The sequence below is a fragment of the Streptomyces sp. VRA16 Mangrove soil genome (genome assembly GCF_017377775.1).
GTDB lineage: Bacteria > Actinomycetota > Actinomycetes > Streptomycetales > Streptomycetaceae > Streptomyces.
The window spans coordinates 24,136-41,877 of sequence record NZ_JAFVLN010000031.1; the positions used below are offsets into that span (position 1 = coordinate 24,136).

The 17,742-nt window shown below is 71.3% G+C and carries 18 protein-coding genes; 12 read left to right on the forward strand and 6 right to left on the reverse strand.

The features are described from left to right. Positions 1–79: 79 nt before the first annotated feature. Both J3486_RS42870 and J3486_RS42875 read right to left on the reverse strand, forming a co-directional pair. Positions 80–265, reverse strand: coding sequence for a hypothetical protein (locus tag J3486_RS42870; RefSeq protein WP_207830239.1), 186 nt, complete (start codon positions 263–265; stop codon positions 80–82). An 81-nt stretch (positions 266–346) separates the two neighbouring features. Further along, complete coding sequence (locus J3486_RS42875; RefSeq protein ID WP_229379553.1) at positions 347–811, reverse strand: Asp23/Gls24 family envelope stress response protein; 465 nt, start codon at positions 809–811, stop codon at positions 347–349. Between the two features lie 463 nt (positions 812–1,274). Between J3486_RS42875 and J3486_RS42880 the strand changes: the two genes are divergently transcribed. From J3486_RS42880 to J3486_RS42910, 6 genes are all read left to right on the forward strand, one after another. Then, positions 1,275–1,886, forward strand: coding sequence for a sigma-70 family RNA polymerase sigma factor (locus J3486_RS42880; protein WP_207830152.1), 612 nt, complete (start codon positions 1,275–1,277; stop codon positions 1,884–1,886). After that, positions 1,883–2,494, forward strand: a complete 612-nt coding sequence (locus J3486_RS42885) for an Asp23/Gls24 family envelope stress response protein (RefSeq protein ID WP_207830157.1) — start codon at positions 1,883–1,885, stop codon at positions 2,492–2,494. Before J3486_RS42880 ends, J3486_RS42885 begins: the two co-directional genes overlap by 4 nt. Next, entirely contained in the window at positions 2,491–2,841 is a 351-nt protein-coding gene (locus tag J3486_RS42890) for a hypothetical protein (RefSeq protein ID WP_207830160.1), read from the forward strand. Before J3486_RS42885 ends, J3486_RS42890 begins: the two co-directional genes overlap by 4 nt. A 1,093-nt stretch (positions 2,842–3,934) precedes the next feature. Further along, complete coding sequence (locus J3486_RS42900; protein WP_229379545.1) at positions 3,935–5,599, forward strand: molybdopterin-dependent oxidoreductase; 1,665 nt, start codon at positions 3,935–3,937, stop codon at positions 5,597–5,599. A 45-nt stretch (positions 5,600–5,644) separates the two neighbouring features. Continuing rightward, on the forward strand, positions 5,645–6,223 hold the full coding sequence (locus J3486_RS42905) for a DUF4383 domain-containing protein (RefSeq protein WP_374194842.1): 579 nt from the start codon (positions 5,645–5,647) through the stop codon (positions 6,221–6,223). 136 nt (positions 6,224–6,359) lie between these two features. Further along, the gene (locus tag J3486_RS42910; protein WP_207830181.1) at positions 6,360–7,010 is read left to right on the forward strand and encodes a fasciclin domain-containing protein; all 651 of its coding nucleotides are present in this window, start codon (positions 6,360–6,362) and stop codon (positions 7,008–7,010) included. A 222-nt stretch (positions 7,011–7,232) separates the two neighbouring features. Here J3486_RS42910 and J3486_RS42915 read toward each other — a convergent pair whose 3' ends face one another. Continuing rightward, entirely contained in the window at positions 7,233–7,577 is a 345-nt protein-coding gene (locus J3486_RS42915; protein WP_207830184.1) for a chaplin, read from the reverse strand. A gap of 1,460 nt (positions 7,578–9,037) precedes the next feature. Here J3486_RS42915 and dhaK point away from each other — a divergent pair. The 3 genes from dhaK to J3486_RS42930 are packed head-to-tail and all read left to right on the forward strand — an operon-like array spanning position 9,038 to position 11,103. Further along, entirely contained in the window at positions 9,038–10,030 is a 993-nt protein-coding gene (gene dhaK, locus J3486_RS42920) for a dihydroxyacetone kinase subunit DhaK (protein WP_207830187.1), read from the forward strand. 51 nt (positions 10,031–10,081) lie between these two features. Then, complete coding sequence (gene dhaL, locus J3486_RS42925) at positions 10,082–10,693, forward strand: dihydroxyacetone kinase subunit DhaL (RefSeq protein ID WP_207830190.1); 612 nt, start codon at positions 10,082–10,084, stop codon at positions 10,691–10,693. Next, the gene (locus J3486_RS42930; protein ID WP_207830193.1) at positions 10,690–11,103 is read left to right on the forward strand and encodes a PTS-dependent dihydroxyacetone kinase phosphotransferase subunit DhaM; all 414 of its coding nucleotides are present in this window, start codon (positions 10,690–10,692) and stop codon (positions 11,101–11,103) included. The genes dhaL and J3486_RS42930 overlap by 4 nt, the downstream gene beginning before the upstream one ends. A gap of 36 nt (positions 11,104–11,139) precedes the next feature. Here J3486_RS42930 and J3486_RS42935 read toward each other — a convergent pair whose 3' ends face one another. Next, positions 11,140–11,859: a glycoside hydrolase family 75 protein gene (locus J3486_RS42935; RefSeq protein ID WP_307805186.1), complete on the reverse strand. Its 720-nt coding sequence runs from the start codon at positions 11,857–11,859 to the stop codon at positions 11,140–11,142. Positions 11,860–12,061: 202 nt separating this feature from the next. On the opposite strand from J3486_RS42935, the gene J3486_RS42940 reads away from it, so the two are divergent. From J3486_RS42940 to J3486_RS42950, 3 genes are all read left to right on the forward strand, one after another. Further along, positions 12,062–13,054 (forward strand): fibronectin type III domain-containing protein, encoded by a 993-nt coding sequence (locus J3486_RS42940; RefSeq protein WP_207830200.1) that lies wholly within the window; start codon positions 12,062–12,064, stop codon positions 13,052–13,054. 162 nt (positions 13,055–13,216) lie between these two features. Next, the gene (locus J3486_RS42945; protein WP_207830203.1) at positions 13,217–13,708 is read left to right on the forward strand and encodes a hypothetical protein; all 492 of its coding nucleotides are present in this window, start codon (positions 13,217–13,219) and stop codon (positions 13,706–13,708) included. A 128-nt stretch (positions 13,709–13,836) separates the two neighbouring features. Then, the gene (locus J3486_RS42950; protein WP_229379548.1) at positions 13,837–14,949 is read left to right on the forward strand and encodes a Gfo/Idh/MocA family protein; all 1,113 of its coding nucleotides are present in this window, start codon (positions 13,837–13,839) and stop codon (positions 14,947–14,949) included. A 28-nt stretch (positions 14,950–14,977) separates the two neighbouring features. On the opposite strand, the gene J3486_RS42955 is transcribed toward J3486_RS42950, so the two are convergent. Next, a complete protein-coding gene (locus J3486_RS42955) occupies positions 14,978–15,517 on the reverse strand; it encodes a PadR family transcriptional regulator (RefSeq protein WP_207830210.1) in 540 nt (179 codons plus the stop codon). 60 nt (positions 15,518–15,577) lie between these two features. After that, the gene (locus J3486_RS42960) at positions 15,578–17,593 is read right to left on the reverse strand and encodes an NADPH-dependent 2,4-dienoyl-CoA reductase (protein ID WP_207830212.1); all 2,016 of its coding nucleotides are present in this window, start codon (positions 17,591–17,593) and stop codon (positions 15,578–15,580) included. Positions 17,594–17,742 lie beyond the last annotated feature (149 nt).

The following is a 17,742-nucleotide window of genomic DNA, read 5'->3' on the forward strand; positions in this document are numbered from 1 at the left end:
CGGGCAGCCCCTTGGGCGACCTTGCGTACGGCTCGGTCGGACAGGACAGTGGTACCCCGCGCCGCGCGGGCGGGGACGGTCACCGCCGCATCCGCTCGAACACCTGCGGCAGGTCGTCGATGTGGCCGCCGTCGTCGAGCCAGTGACCGACTGCGTACCCGACGGCGCCGAGTGCAGCGACGAGCAGGAACGCCCCGAAGCCTCCGAAGTAGCCCGCGAAGGCCAGTGCCAGTCCTGCGAGCATTCCCTGAAACGCCCTGCTCACCGTGAGTTTTCCTCTCTCGTGCCCCACGACGGGGCACCTGCTGGTTTCCGTCCGTGCAGCGCACGGTTGGCCGTCCGCGGACTACTCGACCCTGGAGTCGGCCTGGGCGGGGGCGTCGTCGTCCTCGGGGAGGTGGACGTCGTTGACCGTGATGTTGACTTCGACGACCTCCAGGCCTGTGATCCGCTCAACCGCGAGGATGACGTTCTCTCGTACGTCGGCGGTGGTCTCCATGATCGGCACCCCGTACTCGACCACGAGGTCGAGGTCGATGGCGGTCTGGCGCTCTCCCACCTCGACCTTCACCCCGCGGCCCACGTTGGCCCGGCTGCCCGGGATGCGCTCGCGGACGGCCCCGATCGTGCGGGACAGGCCGCCTCCCATCGTGTGGACGCCGGGAATCTCCCGCGCCGCCATGCCCGCGATCTTCACCACGACCACGTCCGCGATCGCGGTCTTGCCCCGCGTGGATGCCGGCTCGTCCACGCCCGGGCGCCCCGCGCCGACCTCGGTCGTGGTCTCGGGAAGCGTGCTGCCCTTCGACAGGGCGCCCTTGCGTTCTGCGGTTGCGATCTGCTGCGTCACGATGTCCACATCTCCCTGTTTCGTTGACTGCGCGTACTGGCGGTCTGTCTTCTTGGACCCCGCTCGCCGACGGTCGTGACGCTCCAGATCCAGAAATTCCTCACGCCTCGCCCTCGCATCCGCGGCACACGCGCCAGAACTTTCCTTCTGCTCCCCCTCCTCCCCCTCCGCCCCCTGCTCCCCCTGCGCCCCCTGCGCCCCGGAGGAGCATCCGGCGCCGGGCCTGGCGGCCCGGCAGCCGCCCCAATCGAGTGAAATGGTCCCTCGTCTCCCGTCCGAGGACGCCGGCGCGACGGATCAGGGGCAGTTGACTCGCCGGCACCTCCGTCGCCAAGCCGATTCGCGCCGCATTTCCGAAGGCCACGTCACAAGGAGGCTTCGACGGTGTCCAACTGCCAGAGAACCGGACGAGAGGAGCCGCCCTGTGGCGGGGGCCCGTACACCCAGCACACCATCGGACGGCAGGGGTAGCGCTCACAGCACGGCCGGATCGGCAGGCACGGATGACGATCTGCTCGCGGTCCGCGCGGCGGAGGGCGACGAGGACGCCTTCGCCGTCCTCGTCCAGCGCCATGCCCCCGCGATGATCCGGCTCGCCACGACCCTGCTCGGCACACCGAGCGAGGCGGAGGACGCCGTGCAGGACGCCTTCATCAGTGTTTGGCGCCGACTGCCCGAGTTTCAGCGGCGGTCCTCGTTCGGCACGTGGATGTACCGGATCGTGACCAACCGTTGCCTGAACATGCTGCGGGCCCGCAGACCCGCGGCCCCGCTGGACGCCGCGGGCGACATCGCGGCGGCCGAACACACCACCTCCCCGGCGCGTATCGCCGAGGCCCGGGACGCCGTCCGGGGGCTACGCGATGCCTTGGACCTGCTGTCGCCCGAACAGCGGGCCTGCTGGGTCCTGCGCGAACTGGAGGGGCACTCTTACGACTTCGTCGCGGACACGGTCGGCATCAGCCAGGACGCCGTCCGCGCCCGGGTCTTTCGCGCACGCCGTTGTCTGACACAAGCTCTGGGGGCCTGGCGATGAACACGCACACCGACCCGCCGAACAGCGCCGCCGACCACGGAGACGACGAACTCCTGCCGTGCGGCACGCTCTTGTCCCGGGCCTGGGACGTCTGGGAACAGGACGGCGACGACGAGCATGCCCGAAGCTGCCCGCACTGCCGACAGGCCGTACGCGAGCTCGACGACCTGGAGTCCGCGGTGCGCGGGCTGCGCCGTGAGACGACGGACGAGTCCGACTATGATCCGGAGCCGCTGACCCGGCGTGTCATGGATCTCGTACGTCTGGAGTTGCGCCCTGGGCGTCCCCTGCCTCTCGGCGACCCGACCGAGGGTGTGTGGATCATGGAGGCGGTCGCGGCTCGTTCGATCCGTGCGACGGCCGAGAGGGTGCCCGGCGTCCGGGCCGGATCCTGCCGTCTCCTGTCCGCCGACGGCGGCGTCCGCGTCCGCCTGGACATTCATGCTCCGGCCGGCGTACCCCTGCCCGAGCTTGCAGACCATGTGCGCGAGCGAGTGCGGGAGGGCGCGGACCGTGCACTGGGCATGGTCGTGGCAGCAGTGGACATTGAGGTCATCGACATCGTGGCCGTTGCGGCCGACGACGAACAGAACGGTTCTCACCCATGACCCTTCACCGATCGAGTGCCGAGAACATGATGCTGGTCGACGAGGTCGCCGCCGTGGTGGAGGAGGTTGCGGGCGTGGTCTTCCTCCGACCTGGGCTGGCCGACCGGCTGCGCTCCACGCTCACCCGGCCGGGGGGCGCCGGCCGGGACCGGCGTGCCGGTGTGCGGGTGGATCAGCCGGCCGACGGCGGACCCTGGCGCGTCGAGATCCATGTCGTCGTGGACCGGCGGGCCAGAGCAGTGGACGTGGCCCGTGCCGTCCGTACCCGCGTCGAGGATCACGCGGCCGCCCGCGCCCCCAGGCGCCCCCCGCCCCACGTCACGGTGACGGTCACGGGCCGCGTCTGAGCCCCGGCCCTGTGTCAGACATGGCCTACGGGCATAGTGGCCAGCAGGTAGCCCACGCAGATCCACACCCCCACCGCGAGGGTCAGGAGGCGGAATCTGCGCAGCCGAGCAGGTGAGACCGGATCGGACGCGGGGCCCACGGGCAGGCCGACCGTGGTCGGTGCGGGCCTCGTTCGCGTCACAGCACCGGTGTTCCGTCCCTGGCCTTCGTGCCTGTTGACCGGGGAAAGGGCGACGACGGGTGACGGGCCGGAGGCCGGCCGGCGCTTGGGCGCGCGAACGCTTGAGCGGGCAGCGTCCGGGGGCGGGGGCACGAGGCCGTGGGCCAGCCCGGCGAGGAAGGCTGTGTAGGCGGCCCGGCGCACGCCGGTGGGCGAGGTGCGGCCCGTCTCCCAGGATCGCACCGTCGCCGTCGTGACGCCGAACGCCTGAGCTACCTGTTCCTCAGTGAGCTGCCAGGTGCGCCTGAGGCGGCGTCGCTCCTCAGGAGCCGGAAGGGGGGCCTTCCCGTCGCGTCGCTGAGGACGGGACGGCATAGGCTGCGGAGTCCGAAGATCGAGTGTCATGACGGTAGGACAATCCGCGATCAGTTGTGTGACGCGCCCCGGGATCCTTCACCCGTCTGCCATATCCGGCCAGCGGACGAGCAGGCGAGTGAGGCCGAACGCCGCGCCAGGTGCACGGCGAGCGCGACCGCAGCCGTTGCGGCCCGCCCGCGCCACGTCTCACGGCGACAGTTCCCCTGGCAGCAGCCGCCCTTGGCTCAGCCCGCCCTCGCCGGCCCGGCCGCCGCGCGGTTCATGCTGAGCGTCGCGGCGGGTGGCGCATCCCTCACTGTCCCGACCGCGATCTGCGGGCGGCGCGTGACCGTCAGTCAGCTCGCCGCCCTTCTCCGCGGCTGGGCACTCTCCAGGAACCTGCCGGCGTCAGAGCCATGCGGCGCAACTGCGCGGTCCACAGGCGTCGGTCCGGCATGGAAAGGCTCTCCTGTTGCTACCTGTAGGCGTGGGCGCTGCATACCTCGAGGGTGTAACGGACCAATCCGGGCGCACTCCTGGAACGGATCCGAGTTATGGACCACGACACATCTCCCATGCCTCTGGCCCGCGTCCCACGCTTGGCGCTGGGCGCACTGAGCGGTCTCCTGGCCGGCTACGCGGCCCTCACGGTGGCCGAGTTGGTCTCGGCAGCGGTGCGCCCCGAGTCGGGACCGATCGTCGCAGTCGGCGGGGCGGCCATCGACCGTACGCCTTCTGGCGTGAAGGACTGGGCGATCAGACAGTTCGGGACGAACGACAAGCTGGTGCTCCAGCTCGGAATCCTTGCCGTACTGACCCTGCTGGCCCTGGTGTTGGGCATCGTGGCGACCCGGTGGAGGCTGATCGGTTCGCTCGGTGTGCTGGCGTTCGGTGTGGTGGGGGCCCTGTCCGCGGTGAGCCGGCCGGATTCGACAAGCTTGCAGGACGCGCTGCCTTCCATGGTGGGCGCCCTGGCGGGAGCCGGCCTTCTCTACTGGCTGATCGGACGCCTTGGCACCCCGCGGCACAGGACGATGAGCACGGACAGTCCGGGTGCCGGACCCGGCCGCACGGCAAGGACCGGCACCGACGGCGCGCACGATCCGTCCGTGTCGTCACCCGTGTCACCGCGCGCGGCCTCGGCGGGATGGGACCGACGAGGCTTCGTTCTGGCGGCGACGGCTGCGGCCGCGACCTCCACCGGTGCCGGGCTGATCGGACGCGCGCTCAACGGCTCTGAGGGCCAGAACGCTGTCGCCTCACGCAAGAGTGTCGTGCTCCCGGCGCCGTCGTCACCTGCTGCGCCCGTGCCCAAGGGGGCGGCCTTGCGCATTGCGGGGATCAGCCCGTTCATGACGCCCAGCGACGACTTCTACCGTGTCGACACCGCCCTCGTCGTGCCCAAGGTGGACGCGACGTCCTGGCGGCTGCGCATCCACGGCAAGGGAGTCGCACGGGAACGCACGATCTCTTTCGACGATGTGCTGAAGATGCCGCTCATCGAGCGGGACATCACCCTCACCTGCGTCTCCAACGAAGTGGGAGGCCCCTACGTCGGCAATGCACGTTGGATCGGCGTACGTCTGGCCGACCTCCTGCAGGAGTGTGGTGTCACAGCACCGTCGAAGGGTGGTCCCGCTGACCAGTTGGTGGCTCGGTCGGTGGACGGGATGACAATCGGCAGTCCGGTCGAAGACGTGATGGACGGCCGGGACGCCCTGCTCGCCGTGGGCATGAACGGACGCCCCCTGCCCTTCGAACACGGTTTCCCGGCGCGGATGGTGGTGCCGGGCCTGTACGGCTATGTGTCGGCCTGCAAGTGGATCGAGGACATCGAGCTGACCACGTTCGACGCCTATGACTCGTACTGGGTGAAGCGGGACTGGGCACAGCGCGCGCCCATCAAAACGCAGTCACGGATCGACACCCCGAAGCCGTTCGGGCGCCCGAAGGCGGGCACGGTCATGGTCGCCGGCGTCGCCTGGGCCCAGCACCGGGGCATCGAGAAGGTCGAGCTGCGTGTCGACGACGGCGCGTGGCACGAGGCCAGGCTGGCGGCGCAGGACACCCGCGACACATGGCGACAGTGGTCCTATGCCTGGGATGCCACAAAGGGCAACCACACGCTGACGGTGCGGGCCACCGACAGCACCGGCGAGCCCCAGACCGAGAAGCGCACTCCGACCATCCCTGACGGCGCGTCCGGTTGGCACTCGGTCGTAGTCACAGTGGAGGGTTAGCGCAACGAGAGCAGCTCAGGATGCGGCGCATACGATGTGGCCGGCATGGCGGCGCTCGGCGGGGCGGCAGTGTGGGCGTATCAGGAGGCCGACGACGCACGACAGCAGATCCCAGCCGTACAGCGGCAGCCCGACGCCATCGCAGCCGTGCTCTCCGCACCGGACGCCAAGGTCGCGTCGGCGTCGCTGGACGTACCGCTGGTGTGCCGGCCTCGTGGGTGTGTTCCTCGTGGCCTTCGGCATCCTCGGCCTGACCGACCGCATCGGGTTCTTCAGACACAGGCTCTCAACACCAGAGGCGGCGCCACACTCGGTCTCAACACGAACGGCGCACTGAGCGTGCTCTCGATCGTGGTGGGCGGCATCCTCCTGGCCGCCGCGGTCCGGGGCGGCAACGCCGCCTCGACCGTCGACATGGCTCTGGGCATCGCCTTCCTGCTGGCCGGTTTCGCGAACCTGTTCGCCTTGGACAGCCGGTTCAACATCCTCAACTTCCGCATGCAGAACGTCCACTTCAGCTTCGGAGTCGGTCTACTGCTGATGACGGGCGGCATGTACGGACGGGTCAGCGGCGGTTTGCCTCACAACAATCCCTACTGGCGCTCGCGCCATGCGAACCGGTGACCCGCCCTGTCCCGAACCCCACCGTCGTACACCCATCACCCGATCGGGAATCCACCAATCCGCTGCCCGTGGCGGCTCCGGATTCCCCGCGATGGAGGCGAACGGCCTTCACACAACCGATCTTTGAGGGATTGCCATGCAGAGTCGAGTCCGCCGTGTAGCCGTCGCCGTAGCTGCCGCCGCCATGCTGCCTCTCGCGCTGACCGCGTGCTCCGGCAGCGACTCCAAGGACAAGGTGTCCGACACCGCGTCGACGCCCGCGAAGAAGGGCTCGGACATGCCCAGTCCCTCCGGCGAGATGCCCCAGGCCGACGCGCCCTTCGGCCCCGCCTGCTCCTCGGTGCCCAAGGACGGCGCCGGCTCGTTCGACGGGATGGCCAAGGACCCGGTCGCCACCGCCGCGTCGAACAACCCTGCCCTGTCGACACTGGTCACCGCGGTGAAGAAGGCCGGTCTGGTCGACACGCTCAACAACGCCCAGAACATCACCGTCTTCGCCCCGACCAACGACGCCTTCGCCAAGATCCCGAAGGCCGACCTGGACAAGGTCCTCAACGACAAGGCCCAGCTCACCAAGATCCTCACGTACCACGTCGTGGGCCAGAAGCTCGCGCCGAAGGACCTGCAGAACGGCTCCTTCGACACCTTGGAGAAGTCCAAGCTCACCACGTCGGGCTCCGGTGAGTCCTACAAGGTCAACGACTCGGCCAAGGTGGTCTGCGGCAACGTGAAGACCGCCAACGCCAACGTCTACATCATCGACACGGTGCTCATGCCGAAGAGCTGACGGCCGAGGGGCCTGCGCAGGCCTTCAGAGGGTCCGACAACACGAGCGGGCGGCGATTCGGAGGAGCAGTCGCCGCCCGCTTTCCCTTCCCCTGGCTGCCGCCGGAGCGCGGGGCGGCGAGCGACAGCCCGCAGCCCCGGTGCCGACAGAATCTCCGGCACCGAGGCTGCGTGACTCACCGGCAGGTCAGCCCCGGCCTGCCGTCGCCGCAATGCGGCAGGGCTACTTCCACATGCCCCCGTCCTCGCCGTAGCCCATGTCTCCGTCGTGGTTCATCGAGCCGTGCTGGCCCATGTGGCTCTCGTCCCAGGCGTGGCCCCAGCCGCCGGAGCCGTTGGCACAGGCGTTGCCGAACGCCGGGTTGAGCAGACCGATGGCGTTGACGGTGTTGCCGCAGGCGTTGACCGGGACGTGCACGGGAACCTGCACCACGTTGCCGGACAGAACTCCCGGCGAGCCGATCGCGGCACCCTGAGCACCAGCATCCGCCGCCGCCGCACCCGCCGCGACCAGCACCGCACTACCGACGGACAGCGCGATCGCCGCACTCTTCAGCACACGAGACATGACGCATTCCTCTTCATTCGCACAGCCCCCGCCCGGTGGACGGGAACGAAGAACTGGCTGCTCTTCAAGCGTCATCCGGAGCCTCACCCCGAGTGGATTGGCCAACTGGCGCGACTTCACCCGTCCGGACCACACGCGCCGAAGAACCCGCTCTCGACCTGGCCGAAGGGTGGATCATCGACCTGCCGCAGGGAGCTCATACTGAGCGGCCCGACCACACCTCAGCCCGTCTTCACGCCACGCTTCGTCACGGCGGATCGGAGCCCGTGCTGGACACGACGGCTTCTTGCCCACCCCCGGAGCGACCGGGGAGGGCCGGGCCACCCCACCGGCGACGCGTCTCAACCAGGCACCGGTGCAGCGGGGGATGGCATCGATGTTTCCAGAACGCGGAGGCCAAGAGCCCGCCCAGTAGCTCAAGGCCCAGCACCATCAACAGGGACAACGACGCGAATACCTTCCGCTCGCCCGATCTAGGGCATCTCAGCGCACTGCCCACACCCCGTAACGCTCAGCCGTGGCCCTCGAACTGGTCTCGTCCTCCCAGCGCACCTCCTTGTCATCCACGGCTGGGCGGCCGCGGGAGTCTGTCCGCCCGTCGATGCACGTGGCCGGAGCAGCCGCCCCACGGCGACGGACGGCGGCCGTGGCAGAGCGATCAGGGCGGCAGCCACCACGGCTGCGCCCCCGGAGAACGTCCCAGTTGGTGTCCCACGCTGACGGCACAAGGCACGCACTGCCCAGCCGGACGAGTTCGTCGGGGGTGTGGATGCCGGTGCCGTGAGGGTGATGGTCGGTCATGTGCATCAGACCGTATGCCGCCGCGGTGGGGGACGCTCGACCGGTCGGCCGTGTTCAAGGCAGGCGACGGTCGGCGCCAACTTCGAGGAACTTGTAGGAGCCGGTGAGCCTCGCGTCGTCGTTGGCCAGGACAACGACGGAAGCAAAGTCTTCGCGCTCTCACCTCGCCCGTCCGCAGCGCTCACGGACGCCGAGCAGGCCAGCTTGCGCGACTCCATAAGGAGGCCGGCGAGGTCGTCGGCGCGGATCGCCGATGCGATCGTGGGCCATCTCGCCACTCTGGCCACTCTCGCCAGTGACGCCCGACGTCGGAACCAGAGCGTCCACTGCTCAAGTCCCAGCCAGATCACCCCGCGCCGCTACTCGACACGATCACCTGCGCCTCCTCGCCCACTTGTCGACGTACACCGATCCGTTCAGGTCGCAAAGGGTGCCCGACGCGACTCCTCCGTCGATACTGGCGATGAACCGACAACGACCGATACCGAGATCAAATGACACCCCGTCAGGAAAGACAGGAAGAGGTTCAGCCACAGCCCCTCCCGCCACCGCCGACAACCGCCAGAAGCCGCCGCCAAGATCAACCATCGCCCACACCCGATCCGACCAGGCACTACGCAGGTCAAGACACTGCCCGCTATCGTCACCCGGAGGTACCAGTGAGAATGTTGATCAACGTGGCCGAGACCGTCGTCGCCGACGCCCTGCGCGGGATGGCGGCCGCTCACCCCGAGTTGACCGTCGACGTCGAGAACCGGGTGATCCTGCGCCGGGACGCGCCGGTCGCCGGGAAGGTGGCGTTGGTGTCGGGCGGCGGGTCGGGGCACGAGCCGTTGCACGGGGGGTTCGTCGGGCCCGGGATGCTGTCGGCGGCCTGCCCCGGTGAGGTGTTCACGTCGCCGGTGCCCGATCAGATGGTGCGGGCCGCGGCCGCCGTGGACAGCGGCGCCGGCGTGCTGTTCATCGTGAAGAACTACACCGGTGACGTGCTGAACTTCGACATGGCGGCCGAACTCGCCGAGGACGAGGGCATTCAGGTCGCGAAGGTTCTGGTGAACGACGATGTGGCGGTGACCGACAGTCTCTACACCGCCGGCCGGCGCGGCACCGGAGCCACCCTGTTCGTGGAGAAGATCGCAGGGGCCGCCGCCGAGGAGGGGCAGCCGCTGGAGCGGGTCGAGTCGATCGCGCGGCAGGTCAATGAGCGGTCGCGGAGTTTCGGTGTCGCGCTCAGCGCGTGCAGTACGCCGGCGAAGGGTGCACCGACCTTTGAACTCCCCGCGGGCGAGCTGGAGTTGGGCATCGGTATCCACGGCGAGCCGGGGCGTGAGCGGCGGCCCATGATGACGTCGGGCGAGATCGCGGACTTCGCCGTGAACGCCGTACTCGAGGACCTCAACCCGAGCAGCCCCGTGCTGGCGCTCGTCAACGGGATGGGGGCCACGCCGCTGCTCGAACTGTACGGGTTCAACGCGGAGGTGCAGCGGGTGCTCGGCGAGCGGGGCGTGCCGGTGGCGCGGACGCTCGTCGGCAACTACGTCACCTCGCTCGACATGGCGGGCGCCTCCGTCACGCTCTGCGAGGCGGACGAGGAGCTGCTGCGGCTGTGGGACGCGCCGGTCAGCACGGCGGGTCTGCGCTGGGGCTGCTGAGGATCCGGTCGCGCCCGGCCCGTCAACGTACCTACCAGGCAAGGAGATCAAGTGCTCGACGCCGATTTCTTCCGGCGCTGGATGTTCGCGACCGCCGAGGCCGTGGACCACGAGGCCGCCCGCCTCACCGAACTCGACTCGGCGATCGGTGACGCCGACCACGGGGCCAATCTGCAGCGCGGGTTCACCGCGGTGGCGCAGGCCCTGGAGAAGGACGCTCCGGACACGCCGGGGGCCGTACTCGCCCTCGCGGGACGGCAGTTGATCTCGAAGGTGGGCGGCGCCTCGGGTCCGTTGTACGGGACGCTGCTGCGCCGCACGGGCAAGGCGCTCGGCGACGCGGCCGGCGTCAGCGAGGCGGAGCTGGCGGCCGCGTTGCGCGCCGGGGTGGACGCCGTCGCCGCGCTCGGCGGGGCCGCGCCGGGCGACAAGACCATGATCGACGCGCTGGTGCCGGCCGTGGACGCGTTCGAGGACGGGGACTTCGCGGCGGCCAGGGCCGCGGCCGAGCACGGGGCGGAGGCGACGACACCGCTGCAGGCCCGCAAGGGGCGCGCCAGTTATCTGGGGCCGCGCAGCATCGGGCACCAGGACCCCGGGGCCACGTCGTCGGCGCTGCTGATCGGCGCGCTGGCCGAGACGGCCGAGAGGAGCGCGCGATGAGCGACGCGGACAAGCCGGTCGGCATCGTGCTCGTCTCGCACAGCAAGGAGGTCGCCGAGTCGGTGGCGCGGCTCGCGGCCGGACTCGCCGGGGGCGGCGACCTGGCCCCCGTCGCCGCGGCGGGCGGCACCGAGGACGGCGGTCTCGGGACCAGCTCCGAGCTGATCTCGGCGGCCGCCGCGTCCGTCGACCGCGGGGCGGGCGTCGCCGTGCTCGTGGACCTCGGCAGCGCGGTGCTCACCGTGAAGTCGCTGCTTGCCGAAGGCGACGAACTCCCGGACGGGACACGGCTCGTGGACGCCCCGTTCGTGGAGGGCGCGGTCGCGGCCGTCGTCTCCGCTTCGGCGGGGGCGGACCTGGAGGCGGTGGTGGCCTCCGCCGCGGAGGCGTACACGTACCGCAAGGAGTGAGGGGACCGGGGTGGGCGCACCGCCCACCCCGGTGCGTCAGTCGGCGGCGAGGAACTTCTTCGCCGCCGCCTGCCCCGCCGTGACCGCCGCCGCGTGGCTCTCGATGGGGCGGGCCGTCACCCCGGGGAAGAGGATGTACGTGACCTCGTCGGCGGTGCCGCCGCGCACCGGGTCGGGGTCGATGCCGAGGGCGCGGGCGGCCGCGTGGGACGCCTCGCCGATGATGTCGCTCGGGCCCGTGTCACCGACGACCGCGTACAGGACCCTGCCGCGATGCACGAGAGCCGCGACGGTGCCGCCGCGGACGCCGGAGCGGGCCGGGTTCCACCGTCGGCTCGCGCCCGGCACCACCACGTACGGCAGCCGCTCGGCGCTCAACTGCCGTCCGTCGGACTGCTGGTAGGCCGTGGCGTCGAGGAACAGCGGGTCGGTGCGGCGGTTGCAGCGGCGCCCCGGGCGGCCGTCGCAGTCGATGTCGAGGTCGGCCTTCCAGTACACCGCGCCGCCCCGCCCGCACACGGGGATGTCCGCGCGAGCCCCGTCGTCGGCGCGAAAGCGCCCCGCCGAGATCTGCCGGCAGCCGCGGACGGCGGCGAGCAGGTCGGCGGCCCGGACCCCGCCCTCCCGTACGGACCGCGCCACGCCCGGCCCCTGAGGTGCGGCAGGACCGGGCTCGGCGGACGCCGCGGGCAGCGCCGCGGGGGCCAGGAGGGCGACGCCGCAGGCGGCGGTGAGGAGCAGCAGGCGAGGGTGCACGCAGATGCCTTCGGGTCGGGGACAGGTCCGGCCGGGGACGGCCGTGGGGCATACCCGTCCAATCTGGGGCGAGCGCGGCGCGCCGTCCACTGAACGGGGGCCGGACGGGAACACTCCCCGCTCACGCCCCTCTTGATGGGGACCCGTCACCCATGCCATACAGGTCTGTACCAATCCGGTCCGACCGAGCGGAAGGCATCCCGTGCGACGCGTCCCCCACCGCCCGCTCCTCCCCCGACTGGCCTGCGCCACTGCCCTGTTGACGGCCGTCACCGGCTGCGGCCTGTCGGCCTCCGACGACGGCGCGGACGGTCCGTCCCTCTCGCCGCCGCTCGGGGTCACCGCCCAGGCCGGCAGCGCCACCACGGTGCACGTGATGTGGAACCGGCCCACGAGCACCGCGAAGCTCGACGGCTACGAGATCTACCGCGGCTCGGTGCGGGTGCGACGGCTGCCCGCCACCCAGCAGATGGTCGACGTCGTCGGCCTGCGCCCGGGCACGCGGTACGTGTTCACCGTGCGGGCCCGCGGCGCGGACGGCGATCCGGGCCCCGCGAGCCGGCGCGTCACCGTGACGACTCCCGCCGCCGTCGCCGCGGACCACAGCCCGCCCAGCAGACCGGCCGGGGTGCGGGGCTCGGCGGCGGGGGCCCGCTCGGTGTCGCTGTCGTGGCACGGGTCCACCGACGACAGGGGCGTGCTCTCGTACGACATCTACCAGGGCACGACGAAGATCCACAGCGTGCCGGGGAGCCGGACCCGGGCGGTGCTCACCGGGATGCGGCCGGGCACGGCGTACGCCTTCTCCGTGCGGGCCCGCGACGCCGCCGACAACACCTCGCCGCCGAGCGCGACCGTGAAGCTGACCACCGCTCAGGGCACGGACCAGGGGTCCGACACCGCACCGGCCGACTTCCGCGCCACGGCGCGGCGCTCCGACGGGGCGTACTACATCGATCTGACGTGGACGGCGCCGAACACGGGCGGGGAGGTTCCGGCCTACCAGGTCCACTTGGACGGCAAACAGGCGACCACGGTCGTCTGGGGCGAGAGCGCGCCGAAGGACACGGCGAAGTACAGCTTCTACATCGGCACCGAGACGGGCGCCCGGCACCGGGTGCGGATCAGGGCGCAGCTGCCGGACGGGACGTGGGGCGCGTTCTCGCCGGAGCGGACGGTGACCACGCGTCAGTAGCCGCGGGATGGGCCGGACGACGGAACGTGTCACCTGCCCGGCGGCCGTCCGCATGCGCGCGTGGCCGTACGGACTTTGGCTGTGCGTCAGGCAGCACGGGCTTTGCCGACTCGGGCGGGGCACGGAACGTACCGCCTCCCGTGCCGCCGGAGGGCAGACAGCATGCGCATCACCTCGACCATCGCTCGCTCGGGACTCACCGTCGCCGCGGCGGCCGTGCTGCCGCTGACGCTGGCCGCCCCGGCGGCGCACGCCAACGGCATCACGGTCACCACCGGCGACTCCTCGGTGACCGCCACCACCAGCGCCTGCCCGAACGGCGGCAACGGCGCACTCCTGGCCGCGGGCCAGGCCGACTTCGCGCAGGGCAGGCAGATGGCTCTCACCTCGGGCAGCGCCACCTGGACCGGCGTCTCCTCGGGGACGTACACGGTCGTGCTCGTGTGCACGGACGGTTCGACGGCGGGCACCCAGTCGGTGACCGTCACGGCGAGCCCCACGATCTCGGCGACGTCGAGTCCGCTGGGCGGCGTCAGGGGCGGGCTCGGCGGCGCGTCCGAGGACTACGGCACGCTGACGTTCGCCGCGGGCGGGGCTCTGGTGGCCGCTGCCGTCGTCGGTGGCGTCTGGTATCTGCGGCGCCGGGGCGCCTGACACGGGAGCGTGGCACGAGGGCCGCCGCCCGGGCCGGGCGGCGGCCCTCTTGTCGTCGCGACGCGTCGCGGCTTACGGTCCCCGGAGCCGGCCGTGTGTGTCGCGACAGCCTTGGGGGCAGCGTGGGTATGGGTTCGGGTTCGGGTTCGGGTGCGGGTTCGGGTCCGGTGGGGGTCGCCCTCGTCGGAGCCGGTGTGATCAGCGCGCAGTATCTGCGGACGCTGTCCGGCTTCGCGGATGTACGGGTCGTCGCGGTCGCCGACATCGATGTCGCCCGGGCCGAGGCGGCGGCCCGCGCGCACGACGTGCCGCTCGCCGGGGACACGGCGACGGTGCTCGCGGCGCCGGAGGTCGAACTCGTCGTCAATCTGACCGTGCCCTCGGCGCATGTCGAGGTGGGGCTCGCGGCGCTGCGCGCGGGCAAGCACCTGTACGGCGAGAAGCCGCTCGCGCTCCGCCCCGACGAGGCCGAGAAGCTGCTCGCGGAGGCGGCCCAACGGGGTCTGCTCGTGGGGTGTGCGCCGGACACGTTCATGGGGGCGGGCCTGCAGTCGGCGCTGCGGGCGGTCGCGGCGGGGCACATCGGCGTACCGGTGGCGGCGTCGACGGCGGTACGGAGTCTGGGGCCCGAGCGGTGGCACCCGTCCCCCGCGTTCTTCTATCAGCCGGGCGCGGGGCCCCTGTTCGATCTCGGCCCGTACCATCTGACGTCGCTCGTGGCGCTCTTCGGGAGTGTCGGGCAGGTCGCCGCGTCGGCGCGGCAGGCACGTGCCGAGCGGGTGGACGGCGCCGGACGGCCGATCCCGGTCGAGGTGCCCACCCATGTGTCGGCGCTGCTCGACTTCACCTCGGGGCCCGCGGCGACGTCCGTACTCAGCTGGGACTCGGCGCGCCCGCACCTGCACTTCGAGGTGACCGGCACCGAGGGCACGCTGGCGGTGCCCGACCCGAACACGTTCGCGGGGCCGCTGCGGGTGCGGCGCAACGGCGCCGACGACTGGGCCGAACTGCCGGTGCGGGGGCGGACGGACGGGCGCGGACTCGGGGTCGTCGATCTGGCCCGCGCGATCCGGTCGGGGGGTGCGCCGCGGGCCTCGGGCGCGCTGGCACTGCATGTCCTTCAGATCATGACGGCGGTGACGGACTCGGCGAGCCGCGGGGCGTTCGTCCGCCCGCCGGCGCTCGCGGTGCAGCCCGAGCCGCTGCCGGTGGACTGGGATCCGGCGCCCCGGACGCTGTGACGGGCCGCCGGTCGGCGGGCGGGGCCCGTCACCCGGGGTCCCGCGCCAGCTCGGCCAGCGTCCGCTCCAGCCATCGCACCCAGAACGTCTCCAGGTCGATGCCGGCCCGCAGCACCGCGTGCTGGAGCCGGTCCGGCTCGGAGTCCTTGTCCGGCGGGAAGTCCCGCTTCTCGATCTCCAGGTAGGTCGCCAACTGGCTGCGGTGCAGATCGAGATGGCGCCGCAGATCGGCGTCGACGCCCTCGACACCGACCACCGCGGCGGAGCGCAGCCGCAGCAGCAGGGGGTCGCGCAGCGGCTTGGGGTCCTGCGGGGCGGCCGTCCAGCGGGCGAGTTCGGCGCGGCCCTCGGGCAGGACCTCGTACTGCTTCTTCTGGCCGCGCGCGGGGGCCTGCGCCGGCAGGGCCCGGATGAGTCCCTCGCGCTCCAGCTTTCCCAGTTCCCGGTAGATCTGCTGGTGCGTCGCCGACCAGAAGTAGCCGATGGACCGGTCGAACCTGCGGGTCAGTTCGAGGCCCGACGACGGCTTCTCCAGGAGGGCCGTGAGGATCGCGTGCGGCAGTGACATGGGGCTCAGGGTAAGGGTGATCACGCGGCCGGCGGGCCCGGCCACGTGATCGCCCGGTCTCTAGAGGGCGGCCGCGACCTCGGTGCCCTGCTTGATGGCGCGCTTGGCGTCCAGTTCGGCGGCGACGTCGGCGCCGCCGATGAGGTGCGGCGTGCGTCCTGCGGCGATCAGGTCGTCGTACAGGGAGCGGAAGGGCTCCTGACCGGCGCAGAGCACCACCGTGTCGACGGGGATCAGGGACGTCTCGCCATCGACGGTGATGTGCAGGCCCGCGTCGTCGATCAGGTCGTAGCTGGCGCCCGCGATCATCGTGACGCCGCGGTGGCGCAGCTCGGTGCGGTGGATCCAGCCGGTCGTCTTGCCGAGGCCCGCGCCGACCTTGGAGGTCTTGCGCTGGATGAGGTGGACCTGGCGCGGCGGGGCGGGCCGCTCCGGCTCGGCGAGGCCGCCGCGGTCGGCGTAGTCCATGTCGACGCCCCACTGGCGGAAGTACGTGGCCGGGTCCTGGCTGGCCTTCTCGCCGCCGTCGGTGAGGTACTCGGCGACGTCGAAGCCGATGCCGCCCGCGCCGATGACGGCCACGCGGTCACCGACCGGGGCGCCGTGCTTGAGGACGTCGAGGTAGCCGACGACGCTCGGGTGGTCGACGCCCTCGATGACCGGGGTGCGCGGGCTGACGCCGGTGGCGACGACCACGTCGTCGTAGCCGTCGAGGTCGTCGGCAGCCACCCTGGTGTTCAACTTGACGTCCACACCGCGCAGTTCGAGCTGGGTGCGGAAGTAGCGCAGCGTCTCGTCGAACTCCTCCTTGCCGGGGACCTTGCGGGCGACGTTGAGCTGGCCGCCGATCTCGGACGCGGCGTCGAAGAGGGTGACGTCGTGGCCGCGCTCGGCGGCGGAGACGGCGCAGGCGAGTCCGGCCGGGCCCGCACCGACGACGGCGACGCGCTTCTTCAACTGCGTGGGAGACAGGACGAGTTCGGTCTCGTGGCAGGCGCGCGGGTTGACCAGGCAGGACGTGATCTTGGCGCTGAAGGTGTGGTCGAGGCAGGCCTGGTTGCAGCCGATGCAGGTGTTGATGGTGTCGGAGCGGTCGGCGGCGGCCTTGTTCACGAAGTCCGGGTCGGCGAGCATCGGCCGGGCCAGCGAGACCATGTCGGCGACGCCGTCGGCCAGCAACTCCTCGGCGATCTCCGGGGTGTTGATGCGGTTCGTGGTGACGAGCGGGACGGACACCTGACCCATCAGCTTCTTGGTGACCCAGGTGTAGGCGCCGCGCGGCACGGACGTCGCGATGGTCGGGATGCGGGCCTCGTGCCAGCCGATGCCGGTGTTGATGATGGTGGCGCCGGCCGCCTCGATCTCCTTGGCGAGGTGGACCACCTCGTCGAGGGTGGAGCCGCCGGGGACCAGGTCCAGCATGGAGAGCCGGTAGATGAGGATGAAGTCGGCGCCGACGCGCTCGCGGACCCGCTTGACGATCTCGACGGGGAAGCGGACACGGTTCTCGTAGGAGCCGCCCCAGCGGTCGGTGCGGTGGTTGGTCGCGGCGACGATGAACTCGTTGATGAGGTAGCCCTCGGAGCCCATGATCTCGACGCCGTCGTAGCCGGCCGACTTGGCGAGTTCGGCGGCGCGCGCGAAGTCCTCGATGGTCTGCTCGACGTCGGCGTCGCTCAGCTCGTTCGGGACGAACGGGCTGATGGGGGCCTGGATCGGGCTCGGCGCGACGAGGTCCTCGTGGTAGGCGTAGCGGCCGAAGTGCAGGATCTGCATCGCGATCCTGCCGCCCGCGGCGTGCACCGCGTCGGTGACCTGGCGGTGCTCGGCGGCCTCTTCCTCGGTGGTGAGCTTGGCGCCGCCGGCCCAGGGGCGGCCCGCCTCGTTCGGGGCGATGCCGCCCGTGACCATGAGGCCGACGCCGCCGCGGGCGCGGGTCGCGTAGAACTCGGCCATGCGCGCGAAGCCGTTCTCCGCCTCCTCCAGACCCACGTGCATCGAGCCCATCAGGACCCGGTTGGGCAGGGTGGTGAAGCCCAGATCGAGCGGGGCGAGAAGGTGCGGGTAACGGCTCATGGGGCCCTCCGTGCGCGGCGAACGTCGAGTCTGTTGTAGACGACCCGCACCGCTTTATGCAACAAGTTGCAGAAGAGAGCTGCGCCACGCCCGCCCGGTCGCGCCAGGCGGTCAGGCGGTGGCTGTTTCCGTGCGGGTGCGGGTGCGGC